This is a genomic window from Vitiosangium sp. GDMCC 1.1324 (assembly GCF_003044305.1).
Classification (GTDB): Bacteria; Myxococcota; Myxococcia; order Myxococcales; family Myxococcaceae; genus Archangium.
Genome location: NZ_PZOX01000004.1, coordinates 345,733 through 363,751, shown reverse-complemented (window position 1 = coordinate 363,751; position 18,019 = coordinate 345,733). Strand labels below are relative to the sequence as shown.

Annotated in this window: 20 protein-coding genes; 5 read left to right on the top strand and 15 right to left on the bottom strand. The window is 66.4% G+C overall.

All coding sequences use genetic code 11. The features are described from left to right. Window positions 1–186 precede the first annotated feature (186 nt). Complete coding sequence (locus DAT35_RS14250) at window positions 187–1,731, bottom strand: DUF1570 domain-containing protein (RefSeq protein ID WP_158501697.1); 1,545 nt, start codon at window positions 1,729–1,731, stop codon at window positions 187–189. A gap of 104 nt (window positions 1,732–1,835) precedes the next feature. On the opposite strand from DAT35_RS14250, the gene DAT35_RS14245 reads away from it, so the two are divergent. Together DAT35_RS14245 and DAT35_RS62370 are read left to right on the top strand one after the other, a co-directional pair. After that, a complete protein-coding gene (locus tag DAT35_RS14245) occupies window positions 1,836–2,768 on the top strand; it encodes a DUF2381 family protein (protein ID WP_108067538.1) in 933 nt (310 codons plus the stop codon). 209 nt (window positions 2,769–2,977) lie between these two features. Next, window positions 2,978–3,277 (top strand): hypothetical protein, encoded by a 300-nt coding sequence (locus tag DAT35_RS62370; RefSeq protein WP_369945657.1) that lies wholly within the window; start codon window positions 2,978–2,980, stop codon window positions 3,275–3,277. A 17-nt stretch (window positions 3,278–3,294) separates the two neighbouring features. On the opposite strand, the gene DAT35_RS14235 is transcribed toward DAT35_RS62370, so the two are convergent. The 11 genes from DAT35_RS14235 to DAT35_RS14190 form a co-directional block, all read right to left on the bottom strand. Beyond that, entirely contained in the window at window positions 3,295–3,765 is a 471-nt protein-coding gene (locus tag DAT35_RS14235) for a SitI3 family protein (protein ID WP_108067536.1), read from the bottom strand. A 1-nt stretch (window position 3,766) separates the two neighbouring features. Continuing rightward, window positions 3,767–3,898, bottom strand: coding sequence for a hypothetical protein (locus tag DAT35_RS61795; RefSeq protein WP_255415179.1), 132 nt, complete (start codon window positions 3,896–3,898; stop codon window positions 3,767–3,769). 27 nt (window positions 3,899–3,925) lie between these two features. Next, window positions 3,926–5,272: a hypothetical protein gene (locus tag DAT35_RS14230; RefSeq protein WP_108067535.1), complete on the bottom strand. Its 1,347-nt coding sequence runs from the start codon at window positions 5,270–5,272 to the stop codon at window positions 3,926–3,928. 201 nt (window positions 5,273–5,473) lie between these two features. Beyond that, window positions 5,474–5,929 carry a SitI3 family protein gene (locus tag DAT35_RS14220; RefSeq protein WP_108067534.1) on the bottom strand — a complete coding sequence of 152 codons (456 nt, stop codon included), beginning with the start codon at window positions 5,927–5,929 and terminating at the stop codon, window positions 5,474–5,476. Between the two features lie 27 nt (window positions 5,930–5,956). Next, window positions 5,957–7,306 (bottom strand): hypothetical protein, encoded by a 1,350-nt coding sequence (locus DAT35_RS59900; RefSeq protein ID WP_108067533.1) that lies wholly within the window; start codon window positions 7,304–7,306, stop codon window positions 5,957–5,959. Between the two features lie 201 nt (window positions 7,307–7,507). Continuing rightward, entirely contained in the window at window positions 7,508–7,963 is a 456-nt protein-coding gene (locus tag DAT35_RS14205; RefSeq protein WP_108067532.1) for a SitI3 family protein, read from the bottom strand. 27 nt (window positions 7,964–7,990) lie between these two features. After that, entirely contained in the window at window positions 7,991–8,158 is a 168-nt protein-coding gene (locus tag DAT35_RS62365) for a hypothetical protein (protein WP_369945762.1), read from the bottom strand. Then, complete coding sequence (locus DAT35_RS14200; protein ID WP_108067531.1) at window positions 8,106–8,450, bottom strand: hypothetical protein; 345 nt, start codon at window positions 8,448–8,450, stop codon at window positions 8,106–8,108. Before DAT35_RS14200 ends, DAT35_RS62365 begins: the two co-directional genes overlap by 53 nt. A gap of 96 nt (window positions 8,451–8,546) precedes the next feature. Next, window positions 8,547–9,194, bottom strand: coding sequence for a hypothetical protein (locus DAT35_RS60680; RefSeq protein ID WP_233261471.1), 648 nt, complete (start codon window positions 9,192–9,194; stop codon window positions 8,547–8,549). Between the two features lie 520 nt (window positions 9,195–9,714). Next, window positions 9,715–9,879, bottom strand: coding sequence for a hypothetical protein (locus tag DAT35_RS58955; protein WP_158501696.1), 165 nt, complete (start codon window positions 9,877–9,879; stop codon window positions 9,715–9,717). Between the two features lie 139 nt (window positions 9,880–10,018). Then, a complete protein-coding gene (locus DAT35_RS14190; RefSeq protein WP_233261504.1) occupies window positions 10,019–12,007 on the bottom strand; it encodes a M3 family metallopeptidase in 1,989 nt (662 codons plus the stop codon). 336 nt (window positions 12,008–12,343) lie between these two features. Between DAT35_RS14190 and DAT35_RS14185 the strand changes: the two genes are divergently transcribed. Both DAT35_RS14185 and DAT35_RS14180 read left to right on the top strand, forming a co-directional pair. Then, window positions 12,344–13,009 carry a hypothetical protein gene (locus tag DAT35_RS14185; protein WP_108067528.1) on the top strand — a complete coding sequence of 222 codons (666 nt, stop codon included), beginning with the start codon at window positions 12,344–12,346 and terminating at the stop codon, window positions 13,007–13,009. Window positions 13,010–13,371: 362 nt separating this feature from the next. Beyond that, the gene (locus DAT35_RS14180; protein WP_146209706.1) at window positions 13,372–14,403 is read left to right on the top strand and encodes a hypothetical protein; all 1,032 of its coding nucleotides are present in this window, start codon (window positions 13,372–13,374) and stop codon (window positions 14,401–14,403) included. On the opposite strand, the gene DAT35_RS14175 is transcribed toward DAT35_RS14180, so the two are convergent. The 3 genes from DAT35_RS14175 to DAT35_RS14165 all read right to left on the bottom strand — a co-directional run bounded on the left by DAT35_RS14175 (window position 14,375) and on the right by DAT35_RS14165 (window position 16,159). Continuing rightward, on the bottom strand, window positions 14,375–14,719 hold the full coding sequence (locus DAT35_RS14175; RefSeq protein WP_108067526.1) for a co-chaperone YbbN: 345 nt from the start codon (window positions 14,717–14,719) through the stop codon (window positions 14,375–14,377). The genes DAT35_RS14180 and DAT35_RS14175 overlap by 29 nt on opposite strands. 60 nt (window positions 14,720–14,779) lie before the next feature. Further along, window positions 14,780–15,499: a DUF4142 domain-containing protein gene (locus tag DAT35_RS14170; RefSeq protein WP_108067525.1), complete on the bottom strand. Its 720-nt coding sequence runs from the start codon at window positions 15,497–15,499 to the stop codon at window positions 14,780–14,782. A 126-nt stretch (window positions 15,500–15,625) separates the two neighbouring features. Next, window positions 15,626–16,159, bottom strand: a complete 534-nt coding sequence (locus DAT35_RS14165) for a hypothetical protein (RefSeq protein WP_108067524.1) — start codon at window positions 16,157–16,159, stop codon at window positions 15,626–15,628. Window positions 16,160–16,339: 180 nt separating this feature from the next. Between DAT35_RS14165 and DAT35_RS14160 the strand changes: the two genes are divergently transcribed. Next, window positions 16,340–17,884 carry an SMI1/KNR4 family protein gene (locus DAT35_RS14160; protein ID WP_108067523.1) on the top strand — a complete coding sequence of 515 codons (1,545 nt, stop codon included), beginning with the start codon at window positions 16,340–16,342 and terminating at the stop codon, window positions 17,882–17,884. Window positions 17,885–18,019: the final 135 nt, after the last annotated feature.

Here is an 18,019-nt window from a genome sequence, read left to right as displayed (position 1 = left end):
CCCTGGGAAGAGCGTGGAAGTCGCGCGCAGTATGCGGGGGGCCGCTCCGGGGCATCAACCCATTCCGCTCTACCCGACGAGTGGCCGGAAGCCCCAGATGGAGCCGCTCGGTCTCCAGGGTCCTCGGGGGGGCCGAGCGGCCAGACGTGCGCGCCGTACGCCGCCGGGTACGCCTCCAGGTGGCCGTTACTTCGCGGGAGCGCTCCGACGGGCCTCGTCGCAGGCGTGCTCGTAGCGGGTGAGCCGGTCGCCCAGGGTACGCAGGACCTCGGGCGAGGTGCTGGCCCTCGCGCTCACCACGGACAGGGTCTGACGCAGGGTGCGCAGGCCATCGGTGCAATAGCCGAGCTGCAGGGCGGAGATGGCATAGACCTCCAGGCTGAGGGCGCTGGAGGGGGCCAGCAGCCACGTGCGTGTCGCCGGTTCCAGGGCCTTCTCCGGCAGGCCGCGGAAGATGTAGTGCCGGGCCAGGTCTCCCTGGGCGGAGGCGGAGTCGGGCAGCAGCGCCACCGCTTTGCGGAAGGCCTCTTCCTGCTCCGGAATCGGAGCCTTCGTCGCCTGGAGGGCCCGCCCGAGCAGGCTCCAGCCCTCACCCGCGTCGGGCCGCGCCTTCACCAGGGCGCGTGCCAGCGCCAGCCGTTCCGCCTCATCCCGGGCCATACTGGAGCGCAACACCACCGCCGCCACGTTGGAGGCGTCCTCGCTCAGCGCCTGCTGCACCTCGGGCCGCGCCCGCCGCAGGCGCTCCTCCCAGGCCATGCCGCCCGGGGAGCGCAACCACAGCTGGGCACGGATGGCATGGACTTCCGCGTGCGGCAGCTTCTCCACCCGGGCGGGTGGAGGCTCCGGCGGTGCGGCGAAAGACGTGGCCTGGTAGATGTTGACGCGTACGTACTCCTGCAGGCCCTTCTCCAGGTCGCCCGCGTCACCGAAGGCTTCCTCCCAGGCTTGGCGGGGCTCCCGTGCGTCGTACAGCGCCTGCTCGAAGCGCGTCAGGCGCTCGCGGTGCATGCCGAACAGGTAATGAAACCAGAGCCAGGAAGAGGCGTAGAAGTTGTGCAGCCTGGGGTCCTCCAGCGCCGGTCGCTCGTCCCACCGCCACAAGGTCTCCACCGGCATGCACCCGTGGGCGCGCAGGTACTTGAGATGGCCTTCATGCGGGTAGCCCAGCACGGTCCCCGCGGGACCCTCCCCCATCCGCACCGTTTCGAGGAAGGCGGCCAGCCCCTCGCCCACCCAGCGTGAGTCGCGCCGAAACAGGAAGCGCGTGAGGTGATGGGCCAGTTCGTGCGCCAGCGTGGACCGGTCGGCCAGCTCCTCGAAGCGCTCCCCCTGTACGCCCATTGCCATCAGGGGAACGTCATTCGCATCCTCCGCGTGGAAGCCTCCAACCTGCTGTCCGACCTGCTGCCCGGTGAACTCGGCCAGCTCGCGCTCGCGCAGGAGGATGACGTCGACATACCCCGGGGGGTCGAAGGCCGGGCCCCACAGGGAGCGCATGGCATCCCGGAGCCGCTCCAGCTCCCGGGCCGCGCGCCGGGCGGAGTCCTCGTCCAGTGAGGTGCGGATGTGGAAGTGGGTGCTCGTCACGCGGAGCCACTCGGGGCCCGTGGCGCGGGGGCTGGCGGGAGGGGACGCGGGCCCCGCGAGGCTCGCGTGGGAGAGCACCAGCACGCCCAGGAGCGCGAAGGCGTACAGACTGCGGACGGAGACTCGGAACCAGAAGCGCATGGCGTGAGACATACCTTTTCTGGTAGTGTTCGCAAGGTGACTGCGGCGGTAGAGTGCCGGGCGGCTGGTCGCCCGCAACGCGGTCGGATAGGTCGTGCCGCGCCATGTGGAAGGTTCTGCTTCGCCGGTCTGCCCTGCTTCTCGGTCTCGTGGCCTTCGGGGCCGGGGCCAGGGAACGCGAGCCCAACGAACGGAACCTCTACCTCTCGGACCATCCGAGTCGGGAGGCGTCCGACGTGTACGTCGTGGGCGGCATCGTGACCGTCCTCCGCTTCGAGCAGCTCTGTGATCCAGCGCGGACGAAGATGCTGGGGTGGGAAGGCCGCTTCGAGCCCGTGGTGTGTGCCGGGAAGAGGGTGTTCCTGGAGCCGCTGCACGACATCGAGCCCGAAGACCGCTTCCTGCTGCTGGTGACGCTCGCGGACGGAACGGAGGTGCCCTTCACCGTGACGTCACGGCAGGAGACCACGGACGACCGGACGGGCGATCAACAGGTGAACGTGTTCCGTGACCGCGAGTCCTCGAAAGCGGTGCTCGCGTCGCTGCACGACTCGCTCGGGAGGGAGCGGAAGCTCGCGGAGGAGGTCGAGCGGTACCGGAAGGAGGACTCCGTGGACCACGCGCTTGCCGCGCTCCTGGTGAAGGGGGCAGAGAAGATGACGCCATTTCGTCCGCGTCTGTTGAAACTGTTCAAGAGCCCCGATGGTGTGGAGTTTCTGATCTCCGTTCTCACCTCCAAGAACCGGGACAAGGCGGCAGTGGTCTTCACGGTGACTAACAACAGCCCGGCTGAATCCTGGGGACTGATGGAGGCGCGTCTGGTGTCAGAGGCGAGCTGGGAACGTAGACCATTTGCTTTGCGCGCCTCCCGAATGCATTGGGGGCCGGGAGGAGAATCCGGTCGGATCGCGGTGGTCATGGACGCGAACGCCTTCAACTCGAAGGATGGCCTTGAGCGGCTCGTTCTAGAGCTCTTCCGAGAAGGAGACGGTTTGAGGCAGGCATACGTTCTGCTGGAACCGCAACTTCTGCGCTAGTAGATCGTTCCCACATGGCTCCGACCTCCGCGCCGCTTCTCGCCTCTTCTCTCATCCTGCTCTCATTGTCCTCAGGATGCACGACTCCAGGAGGTGTCTCCCTCCGCCCGGATGGGAGCCCAGGTCCGCAGGAGTGCCCGGAAAAGGCGCTCGAAGCCATGCGGATTCTTGGCATGCACGTAGGGGATGGCTCGTCCGTTGAGTTGGACGTGAACCAGACCGAGACCAGCCCCATCACACTGTACGACGGGCCCGTGGAAAGCATGTTGAACAGCAGCCTCGGGCGTCTTTCGGGAGTCACACGTCTCTATGGTCGGGTGTGGACCGGGGGCCCGCAGGTCGTCATCCGGTATTACGAGGCGCACCCACCGGACGAAGAGCCGATTCCGATTTGCGCTGTGGCCCGGCTCGCGGGCGGTCAGATGAAGAAACTGCCCGGGTCCAAGCCGGGGATGGCCATCCTCGAATTCTCGAGTGCAGGGGTCTTCATCGTGAACTCGTTCCGGTGAACTACGCACGCCAATGCCTATAACAGCGGGGACGGTAGGGGGCGCCGTTCGTAGGGAAGGGTGAGCCTGCTCTTCAGCCACTCGTCATCCCAGAGGTGTGAGTCGGAGTTGAAGGTCAGCTTCCCGCCGAGCCGCTGCATGACGATGAACTCATAATTGAAAAGGAGCACTGAGTCCTGTGCTTGCTCCAACAGCAGCATTGTGGCCTGGAACATGATCTGTCTGCATGTGTTGTAATCATCATCAGTCTTATCGTTGAATCGGAATCCGACCAGCAACGTTGGAAGGAATCCGAAGCCGTCCTTGATGGTCCCTGGCCAGCTTCTCGATGGCTCGCTAACGTCAATGTTGATTGTCGGGCCCCACAAGTAGTCGCTGTTCTTGCCGTTCCAGGTCAAAGTCAGTCCGCCGATGTGTCTGGATAGTAGTTCGAGCGTCTGCGTGGGGTTCATGCTGGTTGATAGTTCAAGTTCGTATTCGAGTGCCACTTCAGACTCCTGCGCTGGTATGCATACAATGGTCATCGCCCCAAGCAAAACCGCCAATCCGGCTTGCCAGCATCTCCAGTGCTTGTTTCTCGTCGATGCTGGCTGCCAGCTCAAGGTCGTATTCTAGTGCCATCTCGAGCTCCTGTTTCGAGGCAATTATTCAGGGATAGAACAAGATGATTTTTCCGTCCTTGATGATGATGATTTCCTTCAGGGCGGCAATAGGGTTTTTCAGGAGTTCTTCCTTGAGAGCCTCAAGCGTCACGTGGCTGTCCTCAAGGTTGAGGACGATCCGATTTGCTTGTCCCTTGTTAACTTTCTTTGCGACTGTGTCGAGAATGCTGCGAGGAGCGTCGGTACTGGGGGCGTAGCAGTCCGCGTACTCTCCGTTGAGCTTGTAATCTGGCGCTTTGAGGTTGCTTTTGATGGGTGGGTTCTGTTCCACATTGTAGCCGTTCTCGGCGAGGATACGGGCCGATTCGTTCTCGCGGACACGCCCCCTTGTCGTTTCCTTATCGTCGTTCGGGCGAGGCTGCTTGGGCTGTCCGGTGAGACTGCCCTTCTGGGGTGCAGCGCCGCCGCCCGGCCCCATGGCGGTGGCGGCTACCGCCGTGGGAGCCAGCACCACTGTCAACTGCTTGACGCCCAGGGCCACGGAGCGCACCTGCCCTGCCGCCTCCAGTGCCACCCCCGTGCGTGCCTGCGAGGCCAGCGCCGCCCGTCCGAAGCCGGGCAACCCCGGCCCTCTCCCCGCGAAGCCCGTTCCACCCGACAGGGCCGCCGTCGTCAGCAACAGCAGCACACGCATACCACTGTCCCCCAGCACCCGGCCGAAGCGGTGCCCCGCCTCCTTCAGGTGCTCGACGGTGGTGGCCCGCTGCGAGTCCTCCAGCAAGCGCCACCCGGCTTCCAGCATGGACAACACCGGCCCCAGACCAAGGTAGGCCACCAGGTACAGGGTCAGCGCCGCGGCCAGCCCCTTTGTCATGGGCTCGGGCATCATCAGCGTGAGCAGGTAGGTGCTCAGCGCCGCGTAGACCATGAGTTTGAAGGCCAGCGGGTCCAGGTACTCGCTAAGGGGCACGGCGGCCCCTTCCCACACGGTGTCCAGGGCGAAGGAGAGCGCCAGCCGCATGCGCATCAGCGTCTGCGGAGGCGGCGCGTTTCCAGGCAGGACGAGGCAGCCGTCCGGGGGCTCCGAGGGCGCGCACTGGTGCTCCATCATCCGCTGGACAGGGTCGCGTGACTCGCCTTCCCAGGAGGCGAGCTGTACCCGGCCCTCGCGCCGCGGCAACTCGAGCGACAAGTGCATGTGCAGCACCAGCTCCGTCAGGGCCGAGACGAACTCCTCCTGGCGGACCTCCACCGGCGGGGGCTGGTCGGCCGGAGGGGTGTAGAGGATGGGTGCGCCCTGGCCCGTCTCCAGGCGAACCTGGGGCCCGCTCACGCAGCCCACCAGCCAGGGCACCACCAGCAGCAACCCGAGTCCACTCCAGGTTCCGCGCATGTGCTCCTCCTCACGTCCCCATGGGTAGGGAGTGTGAGGCAGGAGTCTACATGCATCTCCGATAGGGACGCTTGGGACGCGCGGCAGCGGCGGTCAGATGAGGAAATTGCCTGGGTCCAAGCCAGGGATGGCCATGCTCGAATTCTCGAGTGCGGCAATCTACGTCGTGAACTCGTTCCGGTGAACCACGCACGCCAACGCCTATAGCAGTGGAGATGGCAGGGGGCGCCATTCGAAGGGAACGGTGAGCCTGCTCTTCAGCCAGTCGTCATCCCACATGTGATACCCGGAGTTGAAGGCGAGTTGCCCACTGAATTGTTGAAGGACGATGATTTCCCCATTGAAGAGGAGGATCGCGTCTTGGGCGTGCTCCAACAGTAGCATCGTTGCTTGGAACATGATCTGGCCGGCCCTGTCGTGATCGGTATTGTTCACGAAGCGGAACCCAACCCTCAAGGTTGGGACGAAGTGAAATACATCTTCGATGAGGCTTCGAGTGCGCGCGAGTGGCTCCGTGGCGATAATCGTCACTGTCGTATCGACGAGGAAAGAGCCGTCTTCGCTCCAATCCAACCCGTCAATCTGGCTGGTCAGTCTCTCCAATGCTCGTCTTGGCTGGAGTGCGGTTGTCAGGTGAAGAGTATACTCGAGTGCCATGTTGAACTTCCATTCCGGTGGTGGTTCTCAAGGATGGAATAGGGTGATTTTCTTGCCTTTGATGATGATGATTTCCTTCAGGTTGGCGATGGGGTTTTCCAGGAGTTGTTTCTTGAGGGCCCCCAGATCAACCTGGCTGTCCTCGAGATTGAGGATGATCCGATCGGCTTGGTCCGTGTTTGCCTTTTCTGCGATTGTGGTCAAAATGTTGCGGGGATTGTCAGTTCTGGGGGCGTAGCAGTCTGCGTACTCTCCGTTGAGCTTGTAGTCAGGGTTTTTGCCTTTTCCATTGGTGGGTGGATTCTGCTCCACGTCGTAGCCGTTCTCGGCGAGGAGTCGGGCTGACTCATTCTCACGCTCAACAGATTTCAAGCCGCTTTCGGTTTTTTCATTGGCGCCTGGCTTGGTGGGCTGTCCGGTGAGACTGCCCTTCTGGGGTGCAGCGCCGCCGCCCGGCCCCATGGCGGTGGCGGCTACCGCCGTGGGAGCCAGCACCACTGTCAACTGCTTGACGCCCAGGGCCACGGAGCGCACCTGCCCTGCCGCCTCCAGTGCCACCCCCGTGCGTGCCTGCGAGGCCAGCGCCGCCCGTCCGAAGCCGGGCAACCCCGGCCCTCTCCCCGCGAAGCCCGTTCCACCCGACAGGGCCGCCGTCGTCAGCAACAGCAGCACACGCATACCACTGTCCCCCAGCACCCGGCCGAAGCGGTGCCCCGCCTCCTTCAGGTGCTCGACGGTGGTGGCCCGCTGCGAGTCCTCCAGCAAGCGCCACCCGGCTTCCAGCATGGACAACACCGGCCCCAGACCAAGGTAGGCCACCAGGTACAGGGTCAGCGCCGCGGCCAGCCCCTTTGTCATGGGCTCGGGCATCATCAGCGTGAGCAGGTAGGTGCTCAGCGCCGCGTAGACCATGAGTTTGAAGGCCAGCGGGTCCAGGTACTCGCTAAGGGGCACGGCGGCCCCTTCCCACACGGTGTCCAGGGCGAAGGAGAGCGCCAGCCGCATGCGCATCAGCGTCTGCGGAGGCGGCGCGTTTCCAGGCAGGACGAGGCAGCCGTCCGGGGGCTCCGAGGGCGCGCACTGGTGCTCCATCATCCGCTGGACAGGGTCGCGTGACTCGCCTTCCCAGGAGGCGAGCTGTACCCGGCCCTCGCGCCGCGGCAACTCGAGCGACAAGTGCATGTGCAGCACCAGCTCCGTCAGGGCCGAGACGAACTCCTCCTGGCGGACCTCCACCGGCGGGGGCTGGTCGGCCGGAGGGGTGTAGAGGATGGGTGCGCCCTGGCCCGTCTCCAGGCGAACCTGGGGCCCGCTCACGCAGCCCACCAGCCAGGGCACCACCAGCAGCAACCCGAGTCCACTCCAGGTTCCGCGCATGTGCTCCTCCTCACGTCCCCATGGGTAGGGAGTGTGAGGCAGGAGTCTACATGCATCTCCGATAGGGACGCTTGGGACGCGCGGCAGCGGCGGTCAGATGAGGAAATTGCCTGGGTCCAAGCCAGGGATGGCCATGCTCGAATTCTCGAGTGCGGCAATCTACGTCGTGAACTCGTTCCGGTGAACCACGCACGCCAACGCCTATAGCAGTGGAGATGGCAGGGGGCGCCATTCGAAGGGAACGGTGAGCCTGCTCTTCAGCCAGTCGTCATCCCACATGTGATACCCGGAGTTGAAGGCGAGTTGCCCATCGAGCCGTTGCAGGACGATGGTTTCCCCATTGAAGAGGAGAACTGCGTCTTGTGCGTGCTCCAGCAAAAGCATCGTGGCCTGGAGCATGGTCTTCTTGAATCTGTCGTAGTCGGAATTGGATATGAAGCGGAACTCAACCGACAGGTCTGGGATGAATCCAAATCCGCGCCCGATAACTTTCTGTGTTATTTCAGGTGAGTTCGTGGTGCAGATTGTGCTTGTTGGGTCAAATAAGACAAACATGTCTTTCCCCCAGGTCAAGCCCTTGATGTTGCTGGCCAGTGCGTCCATCGTCTGCGTCGGGGTCGATTTCGTTGATAGTTCAAGGGTGTACTCGAGTGCCATTTCAAGCTCCCGTCCTGGTGCGTAGGCTCAAGGATAGAACAAGATGATCTTCCCGCCCTTGATTACGATGATTTCTTTCAGGGCGGCAATGGGGTTTTCCAGGAGTACTTGTCTGAGGGTCTCTAGCGTCACCTGGCTGTCGTCAAGATTCAGAACGATCCGTGCGGCCTGCCGCGTGTTTACCTTTCCTGCGATTCTTTGGACGATGCTGTAGGGATTCGTGTGACTCGCCTTCCCAGGAGGCGAGCTGTACCCGGCCCTCGCGCCGCGGCAACTCGAGCGACAAGGGCAGGTGCAGCACCAGCTCCGTCAGGGCCGAGACGAACTCCTCCTGGCGGACTTCCACCGGCGGGGGCTGGTCGGCCGGAGGGGTGTAGAGGATGGGTGCGCCCTGGCCCGTCTCCATGCGAACCTGGGGCCCGCTCACGCAGCCCACCAGCCAGGGCACCACCAGCAGCAACCCGAGTCCATTCCAGGTTCCGCGCATGTATTCCTCCTCACGGCTCTGCAGGTAGGGAGCGTGAGTCAGGAGTCTACTGGGCGTCTCCAATGGGAGGCGCGGTGGCGGTGCGATGGGGCGCGACTACGGCTCGAGGGCGGACGGGCTGCACCCCCAGAGCGAGAGGTCCTCCGAGACGGTGGCGCACATCCAGCCCGGGCCGCAGGAGTCGAGGTCCCGGGGGTCGCACTGGCGGAAGCACACGCTGGAGGTACCGCCCGCCCATCCGCAGACGTGGCCCGTGGGACAGCCGCCGGGTTGGATGGGATTGCAGACGCGGGCACACCAGAAGGTGCCACGGCTCCGGCTTCCATCCATCATGCAGCGCTCGTCCTCGGCGCACGGGGTTTCCGGACAGGTGCCCGAGACGCGCGCAAGGCACCGATTGCCGCCCCGGGGGAGGCGCTTGCACCGCTGGCCCTGGGGACATCCGAGCTTCTCGCAATCCGGCACACAGCCCGGACCGTCCCCGTCATCCATGCAGGTATGCCCGGAGGGGCAGCTCGCGGAGTCCTCGAGCCGACAGGGGACGGTGCATACCTGATTGATGCAGCGAAGGCCCTCACGGCAGGCGCCGATGCGGGAGATGTAGTCAGGGTCACAGCTCTCACCTTCGCGCCGCTCGCCCACGGGGACACACCGGCGGATGGTGGTGTTGCTGGTTCCCGTGAGGAGCGTGCGGCAGGTGAAGCCGGGGAAGCAGTGCGCGTCCTCTTCGCATTCGGACGCCATGCACTCGAGGCGGCGCGTCTCCCGGTTGACGAGGCATCCCTGGTTCGGCGCGCAATCACCACTGGTCCGGCAGCTTCCACACTTCAGGACGCCGCCGGTCCATTGGCAGTGCATGGCGGCGGCGGGCAGTCCGTCCGAGGAGATTTCCGCGGAGGGGAGTGGCAGGGGCGCATCCGCGGAGGAGCCTGGGGCGAAGCTGGCGAGAACCGTTTCAGAATGGGGAGGGGGTTGAGCCGGTGGGCCCGGGCGCGTGTCACGAGATGCGGCCACCGTGCTCAGGGGGCGGCTCCCCACGGCCTTGGCATCTAGCATTGGAGGTGGCTCACCCGGGGACGCGCGGAGGGCCGTGGGCCGGCCTGTAGGCGGCGAGGCCTCGCCAGGCGCGGCCTCGCTGATGGAGTTCGAGGAGGATGGGACGGTGGCCCAGAGCAGCAGGCCGAGCCCCGCCGCGAATGCCGTCATAAGCCATTTCAGGTAGGGCCTGTCACGCCGCATGGGCTCATCCTCCACGGTGTCCCGGTCAGCAATACACAGTGCAGTAGAGGTAGCCCCCATCATTGGCACAGCCGCAGGCGTACACCTTGAAGCACTCAGGGGCCGCCGCGGAAGCCACCCCACCCATGAGTGAGCCCGCGGCTCCGGCCGCCAGCATCCAACGAAGAAGCATCTTCTTGCCGCGCGTCATGGGACTCCCTCCGTGTTCAGGATTTCCAGACACGATGAATCCGCTGGGAGCGCGCGGTCAAACAACGGGCGGGAGTGGATGTCCGTTCCGCAACGCCAGACAGTCCAACTCCCGCCCCGGGTGATGCGTGAGGCAATGCCTACTTCGCGTCGAGGTACGTGCGGTACGCCTCGAAGCCGTAGGGCCGGCCGAGGAAGTCCTTCACCAGGTCGGCGGCGGGCTTGGAGCCACCGGGCTCGAGCACCGTCTTGCGGTACTTCATCGTCGTGGCCGCATCCAGGTAGCCGTGCTTCTGGAACTCGGTCTCCAGGTCCTTGGCGATGACGAGTGACCAGACGTACGTGTAGTACGCCGCCGAGTACCCCTCCAGGTGGCCGAAGGCGAGCTGGAAGTACGTGCCCTCCCGGTACTCGTGGCGGAACGGGCTGTACTTCTCCTGCAGCTTCTTGAGGGCCTCGGTGGTGTCGAAGCCCGGCGTGCGCGAGTAGTAGTCCAGCGCCACCGCCGACAGGAACATCTGCCGGCGCGTCCACAGTCCCTTGCCGAACTCCTTCGACGCCCGGAGCTTCTCCACCAGCGCGGCGGGAATCGCCTCGCCCGTCTGGTGGTGGCGGGCGAACTCCTGGAGGATGGTCGGGTTGGACGCCCACTGCTGCAGCAGCATGGAGGGCGTCTCCACGAAGTCCCACTCGGTGGAGATGCCTGTAATCCCCTTCCACTGCTGGCGGCCCGCGAAGACGTGGTGCAGCAGGTGGCCGAACTCGTGGAAGAACGTCTCCACTTCGTCCTGCGTCATCAGCTCGCCCTCGTGCGGGAAGTTGCACACCAGTGCCCCCTCCGGGTAGCGCTTGCCGGCCTGGCCCCCCACGACGTCGAACTGCGCCGCGTGTTTGTATTTGTCGTCACGCGGGTGCATGTCCAGGTAGATGCGGCCCAGCAGCGCACCGTTCTCGGTGACGTCGTAGGCCTCCACCTCCGGGTGCCACACCGCCGCGTCCTTCACCGGCACGAAGGTGATGCCCCACATGCGCGAGGTGATGTCCATCACCCCCTTCTTCACGCGCCCGTACTCGAAATAGGGGCGCAGCGACTGCGAGTCGAAGCCGAGTCGCTCCGCCTTGAGCCGGTCCTCGTAGTAGTCCTGGTCCCAGGGCTCCATCGCGGTGGCCTTCGGGTCGTCCTGGCGCTTGCGGGCCAGCAGGTCCGCGTACTCCTGCTTCGCGCGCTGCTCGGCCGTGGCGGCCACCTTGTCGATGAACTCCGTGGCCACCTGCTGCGTGCGCGTCATCTTCGTCTCGGTGACGAACGCGGCCCAGGTGGGGTAGCCCAGGAGCGTGGCCAGCTCGTGGCGCTTCGCGATGAGCTGGTTGAGCACCTCCAGGTTCTTCGGGTGCGCGCGCTGGTGGTAGGCGCGCCACACCTTCTCGCGCGCCTTGCCGTCGCGGGCGTACGTCAGGAAGGGGAAGTAGTCGGGGTAGTTGGAGGTGATGACCACCTTGCCGTTGGCGCCCGGCGCGTGGGCCTTGATGAAGTCCTCGGGCAGGCCGGCGAGCTCCTTCGGGTTGAGCTCCACCTTGCGCACGTCCTCGGCGATGTTCTGGTTGAAGTTCTGGCCGAGCTTGAGGATCTCCTCGTTGAGTGTCTTCACCTTCGCGCGGGTGGCCTCATCGCGGTCCACGCCGGCGCGGCGGAAGTCGAGCAGCGTGCGCTCCATCCAGTAGCGGGTGGCGGCGTCGGACTTGGAGAGGTCCACGGCGGCCAGGGCGTCATAGACGCCGCGGTCCTGGGAGATTTCGACGTTGAGGGCATCGGCCTTCTGCTCGCACTCGCGGGCGGCGTCGCGGAAGGCGGCCTGGGGGTGCACCTCGCGGGTGAGGCCGGAGCGGCTCAGGGCGTTGCCGATGGCGGCCGTGGCCTCGTCATAGGCCTCGAGGAGGGCGCGGCCGTCGGTGGCCGCCTTGAGTGTCTTCAGGGCGGCGATTTGAGCGCGAGCCCGCTCCAGGTCCGCGGTGCAGGTGGCGTTGAAGGCCTCGAGCGTCCCGGACATGGGCTTGGAGCCCTCGGGAGGAGGGGGGAGGGGCTTGCGGGCTTCTGCCTGGGCGGAGGAGGAGGGCTCGGGATTCGGCATGGTCGAGTGGGAGCAACCGGCCGCACCGAGGGCGGCCGCGAGGGTGAGGGCGACGATTCTCAAGACGACTCCTTCTGGGGGTACGGAGCGGCGGACTCTAGCGCCGGGGGCAGGTGGCCGCAGCCGGGACCCTGCTCTCGAGCGGGCAAGTCCGGTCCCTCGCTCCCCGTGCTCACGAGGCGCTACGCTGAGGGCTCCTGACTCAAAGGTGTCATGACCGTGCATCCGCGATGTGGCGTGTGGCTGTTGAGCTTCTGTCTTCTTGGCGTGTTCCCCGGCTGTGACGCCGGCTCACCTGGCACCGGACCGGGAGTGAGCGCGTGTGGAGCGAACGGAGTGCTGCTCTGTGATGACTTCGAGAGCGCGTCCGTGGGCGGGGCCCCCAGCCCGGAGTCCTGGGCGGTCCGCGTCTTCGAGCAGCAGGGCGGCATCTCCATCGACGGCACCCAGGCGCACTCCGGCTCGAGGTCGGTGCACGTCAACGGCACCGGACAGGGCAGCTACCGTTCCGTCCTGTTCTCCACCACCGTGCCCTTCCCGGCCCAGAACAACAGCTTCTACGCGAGGGTCTTCCTCCGCTCGAAGAATGGAATGAGCCAGGGCCACAGCACCTACTTCGGCGCGGGCTCGGCGGACGACCAGCGCATGGTGCGCATCGGCTTCAATGAGTATGTGCTCGAGGCGAACCTCATCCACCCGGGCACGGAGTACGAAGTCCTCTCCGGCCCCTGGGGCCAGCCCGCCCAGGGCATCCAGCTCCAGCCCGGGAAGTGGCACTGCCTGGAGGCCTTCTTCAATGGAGCCCAGCACGAGCTGCGCGCGTGGTTCGATGGGAACGAGGTTGCGCCCCTCCACACGACGGACTGGAACAAGAACCTGACGAGCTGGTCTCCCCAGTATGCCCGGGCGTGGTTCGGCTTCGAGACCTACCACGGCGAGCAGGACGAGCTCTGGTACGACGACGTCATCATCGGGACGCAGCGGATCGGCTGTGGCGGGTAGTTCCGAGGCTACATGACTCGCCGCGTCATGCCTGGAGGACAGGCCTCCAGGGCATGTCCATCGCGTGCCCAACAGCGTGGACCTCTCCTCCGTTTCTTTGGGTTGTCGTGCTTCCCTCTGAACACCACTACTCTGGCGCTCTCGGTTCTCCAGAGGACAAGAGAGAGGATGGCGTCAGGCGCGCATGAAGTACTTCCAGGTCGTGCCAGGTAGGCCTTTATTACAGTTTAATGCCAGTATTATGTTTTACTGGTAAAGGACGAGCGGGACTTCTCCCGGGACGTCCCGCCCGCCGCGAGGTGCCGATGATTTCCGCCAGCCCATCCGGTTCCGCCGCGTCCCTTTTGGAAGAAGTCCCCCTGTTGCGAGGCCCCAGCCTGTCGACGTTGCGGATTCCCGCGTCATGGCACTCGGAGCCGAGCCTGCATGCGAAGGCCATCGAGCGGGCCACGCGGGCCCGGGTGCTGTCGCTGAAGCTGTTGCCGAAGGTGCAGGCGGTGGTGCGGCGCTTCGATGCGAGCCAGTTCGGGCTGCTCGCGGCGTACACGTACCCACGGGGGACGCGGGAGCGGTTGGAGCTGTGCAACGACTGGCACGTGTGGCTGTTCCTCTTCGACGACGAGGCCGACGAGCGCCAGGAGGTGGGCCAGCGTCCGGAGTACCTGCAGGCGTATGTGGAGGCGTGCCTCGAGGTGCTGCGGGGCGGCCCGCTGCGGGCCCGCGCGACGCCGCTCGAGTGCTTCACCCATGATTTGCGCAAGCGCTTGCGCCGGCTGGCCAGTGGCATGTGGCTGGAGCGCTTCGCCGCCGACGTGGAGGACTACCTGTACCGGGGCACGCTCCCGGCGGCGCGCCACTGGGCGGCGGGCACCGTCCCCGAGCTCGAGCCCTACATCGAGCAGCGCGCCATGGACTCGGCCATGTACACGGCGCAGGACCTGGTGGAGTTCGCCCGGGAGGGGCAGGAGCTGCCCGAGCTGCTCTTCCACTCGCCGCGCGTGCAGCGGCTGCGGCACCTGTGCTCGCGCGTGGTGGGGCTGACCAATGATCTGTTCTCCTTCGAGAAGGAGGTCCTCTGGCACCGCAACCCGAACAACTTCGTGCACGTGCTGCGGGTCAACCGGGGGCTCGGGCTGGAGGAGGCCATCCACCAGGCGCTCGAGCTCATCAACGAGGACACGGACGCGTTCATCGCGTGCGAGCAGGAGCTGTTGGCCTCGGGGCCGGTGGACCCGCGGGTGCTCTCGTACGTGGAGGGCATGAAGGCGTGGATCCGCGGCAACGTGAGCTGGTCGATGGTGACCGGGCGCTACAGCTCGCCGACCTCGCCCTTCCCCGAGCTGCGCCGCCCGCCGGGTGGACCCCTCACGCCGCGGGTAGGTGGTCGCGGATGACGCCGAGCCAGTACTCGCGTCCGTAGTACTGGCTCATCTTCCCGAGCAGCTTGCCGTCCCGGAACAGGAGGAAGGTGGGGATGCCATACAGCCCGAAGCGCCGCGCCAGCTCCTCGTGCTCGTACGCGTTCACCTTCACCACGCGCATCGGTGCCCCCGCGAGCTCGGAGAGCAGCGAGGGCTCGGCCGCCGCGTAGATGTCGCAGTTGGGGCAGCCGGGCCCCCAGAAGTCCACCACCACCAGCTCGCCCCGAGGCTCCAGCACCAGCGTGTCGAAGGTCTCCGTCGTCGCGTCGTAGCTCACGGGATGGGACATGCCCCTGACTAACGGCTCGGGGGGACCGCTTCAACCGGGGAAGCGATCCCCTGGCCGGGCTCAGCGACGCTCACCCGCAGGCGGGCGGGCCTGCCGCTGCTCGGGCTGCTGGGGCTGTTGCGGCTGTGGACCGGCCTGGGCCTGGGGCTCGGACGGGAGCTGACCGAGGAGCCGGTAGGCCTGGTCCCGGTGCTCGCGGAGCGTGGGCAGCAGCCCGTCCAGCAGCGGCGCGAGGTCGGGGTAGAGCTGCCGGCCGAACGTCACGATCTGGATGGCCTCGGTGTGGGCGGTCACCTGCGAGGCCAGGTACTCCTGCTCGAACAGGGAGCCCTGCAGCACTTCCAGCTTCGCCTTGGTGGCCTGCGTGGCGCCGTCGATCCGGAACTGCACCTCGTTGAGGGGCTTCACCGCCGGGTCGAGCTGGATGTTGCGCTGCTTCGCGAGGTCCGCGATCTGCTTTTCGGCCTTCTTGTGGTCCTGCACGATGCGCTCGGCGTACTGCTGCACGGCGGGCGTCCAGGCCTTCTCATGGGCGATCTCCGCGAGGGAGATCTCCCTCCGGTTGATGGCCTGGAGCTGCGAGAGGAAGGCCGGGATGCCATCCGCGACCATCATCTTGCTCACATCCCGGGCCTGGTCCTCCATGGGATGGAGCTTCTTTTCGTGCTTCTCCTGGGTCGTCTGGGGTTTGGAGCCCGGCACCCCCTGTTGCGCCATCGCCGAGCTTCCCACCACCATCGCTCCGAGCAGTGCCCACCGTCCCCACCAGCAGCGCTTCATGTGCTCCACTCCTTGCAGGCCTTTACCGGGAGAAGCTGGGCTCGGGAGGGGGCGGGAGGACAGGGGAGGGCGGGCCGCCGGGCGAGGCCCCCCAGGCCGGGCAGGGGGGCCCCGGGGGGCGAGGGGCTAGCGTGCCGTGACGTCCAGGGTGAGGGTGATGACGCCCTCGAAGTCCCCGGAGGACGTCCGGGGGGTGCTCCCGCGCAGCCCGAGCCGGAAGTCGCCCTGAGCCAGGTTGGCCGCCAGGGGCTCGAGCGACGCTCCGGTCGTGTCCAGCTCCACCTGGGCGCTGCCCTTGGGGTCCTGGGTGTCGGCGATGTCGACCTGGACGCCGGTCGCGCTGGCGCGCAGGAAGGCCGTCACCTCGCCGGTGAGCACCTCCTGGAGCGTGCCCACGTTCTTGGACTTCGTCACGTCCAGCTGCATGCGCACGTTGGTCACCTCGAAGCGGGAGGGGGCCTCGCCCAGGGTGTCCTGGGCCTGGGACAGGAAGGCCTTCCACTGGGTGTCGTCGGGGCCCACGTGCACATCGTCGGCGATGGTGCTGCCCGTCACGCTGCCGGGCTTGAGGCGCACCTGATAGGTGACGGTGCCCTCGTGGGAGGGGCCGCAGGCGATCAGGGAGAGGGCGAGGGGGATGAAGAGGAGGAGGCGTCGCATGTGGGCTCCGGAAAGGGATGTGGAGGGGTGCTCCCGAGGGTTGACTCAACACGGGATCTGCGGCTCCCGGGTGCGGAAAGGCTGCCCGCCGGGGCGCTGGCTGTGCACAATATCCGACGAGGCGCACTGCGCAGCAGGCCCCAGGCGCCATAAGTTGGGGCCCTTCGACGCGGAGGGGACATGCACGAGTGGCTGGAGGGACTTCAGAAGTCGGCGAAGCGGACGGTTGCCGGAGTAGGAACCGAGGATGTCCGGCGGGCGGAGACCGAGAGCGGGGTGCCCTTCCCCGCGGAGCTCGGCCTGCTGTACGGGAAGTTCGACGGCGGGGAGTTCCAGGGGGAGGTCATCCTGTTCCCGCTGCATGGCCCCGAAGGCGCGCCGAGCGTGCTGGAGAAGACGCGGGTGAAGCTGGAGGGACTGCCGGCCGCCGGAGTCTGGCGCATTGGCGTGAAGGGTCCGCACCGGCAGTTGTTCGCGGCGCGCAAGTCGGCGATGCAGGAGCAGGCCGATAGCCCGCTGCCGGGCTGGGCGGAGCCGCTCTCGGGCGAGGATTGGATCTACGGCACCTGGGAGACGGAGAAGCGCGAGTTGCGGCTGTACCGCTCGCTGCGAGACATGCTCGAGGTGCTCGTGCCCCCCGCCGAGGTGGAGGAGTTTGGCGACAGGACCTTCGCCCGGGCCCTCTCCGCGGTGCAGGGCGCGCTGAGCGAGCTCCACGTCGAATACGAGGATGGCCGCCGGCCGGAGGTCGCGGAGGAAGAGGGCGAGGAGGAGGAGGAGGGCGAGGAGGAAGAGGGCGAGGAGGAGGAGGAGGGCGAGGAGGAAGAGGCCGAGGCGGAGGAGGAGGGCGAGGAGGAAGAGGGCGAGGAGGAAGGTGAGGCCGAGGAGGAAGAAGAGGGCGAGGAGGAGGCCGAGGCGGAGGAGGAAAGAGAGGAGGAGGAGGAGGGCGAGGAGGAAGAGGCCGAAGAGGAGGAGGCCGCAGAGGAAGAAGGGGCCGAAGAGGAAGAGGGCGAGGAAGAAGAGGCCGAGGAAGAAGAGGCCGAGGAGGAGCGGGTCGCGGCCGCGGACGAGGAAGAGGCCGAGGAGGCACTGCAGCAGCCCGTGGTGGCAGCCGCCGAGCGCCGGGTGGTGCAACTGCGGCAGCCGGCCGCCGAGGAGCAGGCCGCGCCCGTGACCCCCGTGCGGAGGGTGGAGAAGCCGGCCGTGGAAGAGGTGTATGGCGGTGCCACGCCCGCCGCTGGCGGGAAGGCTCGGGCGAAGCCAGCAGCCGAGGTAAAGCCTGCCGCGAAGGCGCCGGCGAAGAAGGCGGCTGTCGAGAAGGCCCCGGAGAAGAAGGCGGTCGCGAAGGCGCCGGCAAAGAAGGAGGCTCCGGAGAAGAAGGCAGCCACGAAGGCACCGCCGAAGAAGGCGGCCGCGAAGAAGGCCCCGGCGAAGAAGGCGGCCGCGAAGGCAGCCGCGAAGAAGGCACCGGCGAAGAAGGCGGTCGCGAAGGCACCGGCGAAGAAAGCGGCCGCGAAGAAGGCACCGGCGAAGAAAACGGCCGTGAAGAAGGCACCGGCGAAGAAAACGGCCGTGAAGAAGGCAGCCGCGAAGAAGGCACCGGCGAAGAAGGCACCGGCGAAGAAAGCGGCCGCGAAGAAGGCAGCCGCGAAGAAGGCTCCTGCCCGGAAGGCCGCGAGCAAACGGACCGTCAGCAAGAGTGGTGCTGCACGCGGCCGACGCTGAGCCGCGTCGTCTCTCGGCCCTTCTCCTCGGGTGGAGGGCCGGGAGTTCCGTGCTGAATCGCGGGCGGCTCGGCGGAGGGCCTCTCGCGGTGTCTTACGTCCGCGGGAGCGAGGATGCGCCGCATCATCTCGCTCC

Bases quoted from the DNA above. Each gene is read 5' to 3' on its own strand.
- DAT35_RS14250 (WP_158501697.1), bottom strand. From the start codon at position 1,731: ATGCGCTTCTGGTTCCGAGTCTCCGTCCGCAGTCTGTACGCCTTCGCG.
- DAT35_RS14245 (WP_108067538.1), top strand. From the start codon at position 1,836: ATGTGGAAGGTTCTGCTTCGCCGGTCTGCCCTGCTTCTCGGTCTCGTG.
- DAT35_RS61795 (WP_255415179.1), bottom strand. From the start codon at position 3,898: ATGGCACTAGAATACGACCTTGAGCTGGCAGCCAGCATCGACGAGAAA.
- DAT35_RS14230 (WP_108067535.1), bottom strand. From the start codon at position 5,272: ATGCGCGGAACCTGGAGTGGACTCGGGTTGCTGCTGGTGGTGCCCTGG.
- DAT35_RS14220 (WP_108067534.1), bottom strand. From the start codon at position 5,929: ATGGCACTCGAGTATACTCTTCACCTGACAACCGCACTCCAGCCAAGA.
- DAT35_RS59900 (WP_108067533.1), bottom strand. From the start codon at position 7,306: ATGCGCGGAACCTGGAGTGGACTCGGGTTGCTGCTGGTGGTGCCCTGG.
- DAT35_RS14205 (WP_108067532.1), bottom strand. From the start codon at position 7,963: ATGGCACTCGAGTACACCCTTGAACTATCAACGAAATCGACCCCGACG.
- DAT35_RS14200 (WP_108067531.1), bottom strand. From the start codon at position 8,450: ATGCGCGGAACCTGGAATGGACTCGGGTTGCTGCTGGTGGTGCCCTGG.
- DAT35_RS60680 (WP_233261471.1), bottom strand. From the start codon at position 9,194: ATGGCGTCCGAATGCGAAGAGGACGCGCACTGCTTCCCCGGCTTCACC.
- DAT35_RS58955 (WP_158501696.1), bottom strand. From the start codon at position 9,879: ATGACGCGCGGCAAGAAGATGCTTCTTCGTTGGATGCTGGCGGCCGGA.
- DAT35_RS14190 (WP_233261504.1), bottom strand. From the start codon at position 12,007: ATGCCGAATCCCGAGCCCTCCTCCTCCGCCCAGGCAGAAGCCCGCAAG.
- DAT35_RS14175 (WP_108067526.1), bottom strand. From the start codon at position 14,719: ATGTCCCATCCCGTGAGCTACGACGCGACGACGGAGACCTTCGACACG.
- DAT35_RS14170 (WP_108067525.1), bottom strand. From the start codon at position 15,499: ATGAAGCGCTGCTGGTGGGGACGGTGGGCACTGCTCGGAGCGATGGTG.
- DAT35_RS14165 (WP_108067524.1), bottom strand. From the start codon at position 16,159: ATGCGACGCCTCCTCCTCTTCATCCCCCTCGCCCTCTCCCTGATCGCC.
- DAT35_RS14160 (WP_108067523.1), top strand. From the start codon at position 16,340: ATGCACGAGTGGCTGGAGGGACTTCAGAAGTCGGCGAAGCGGACGGTT.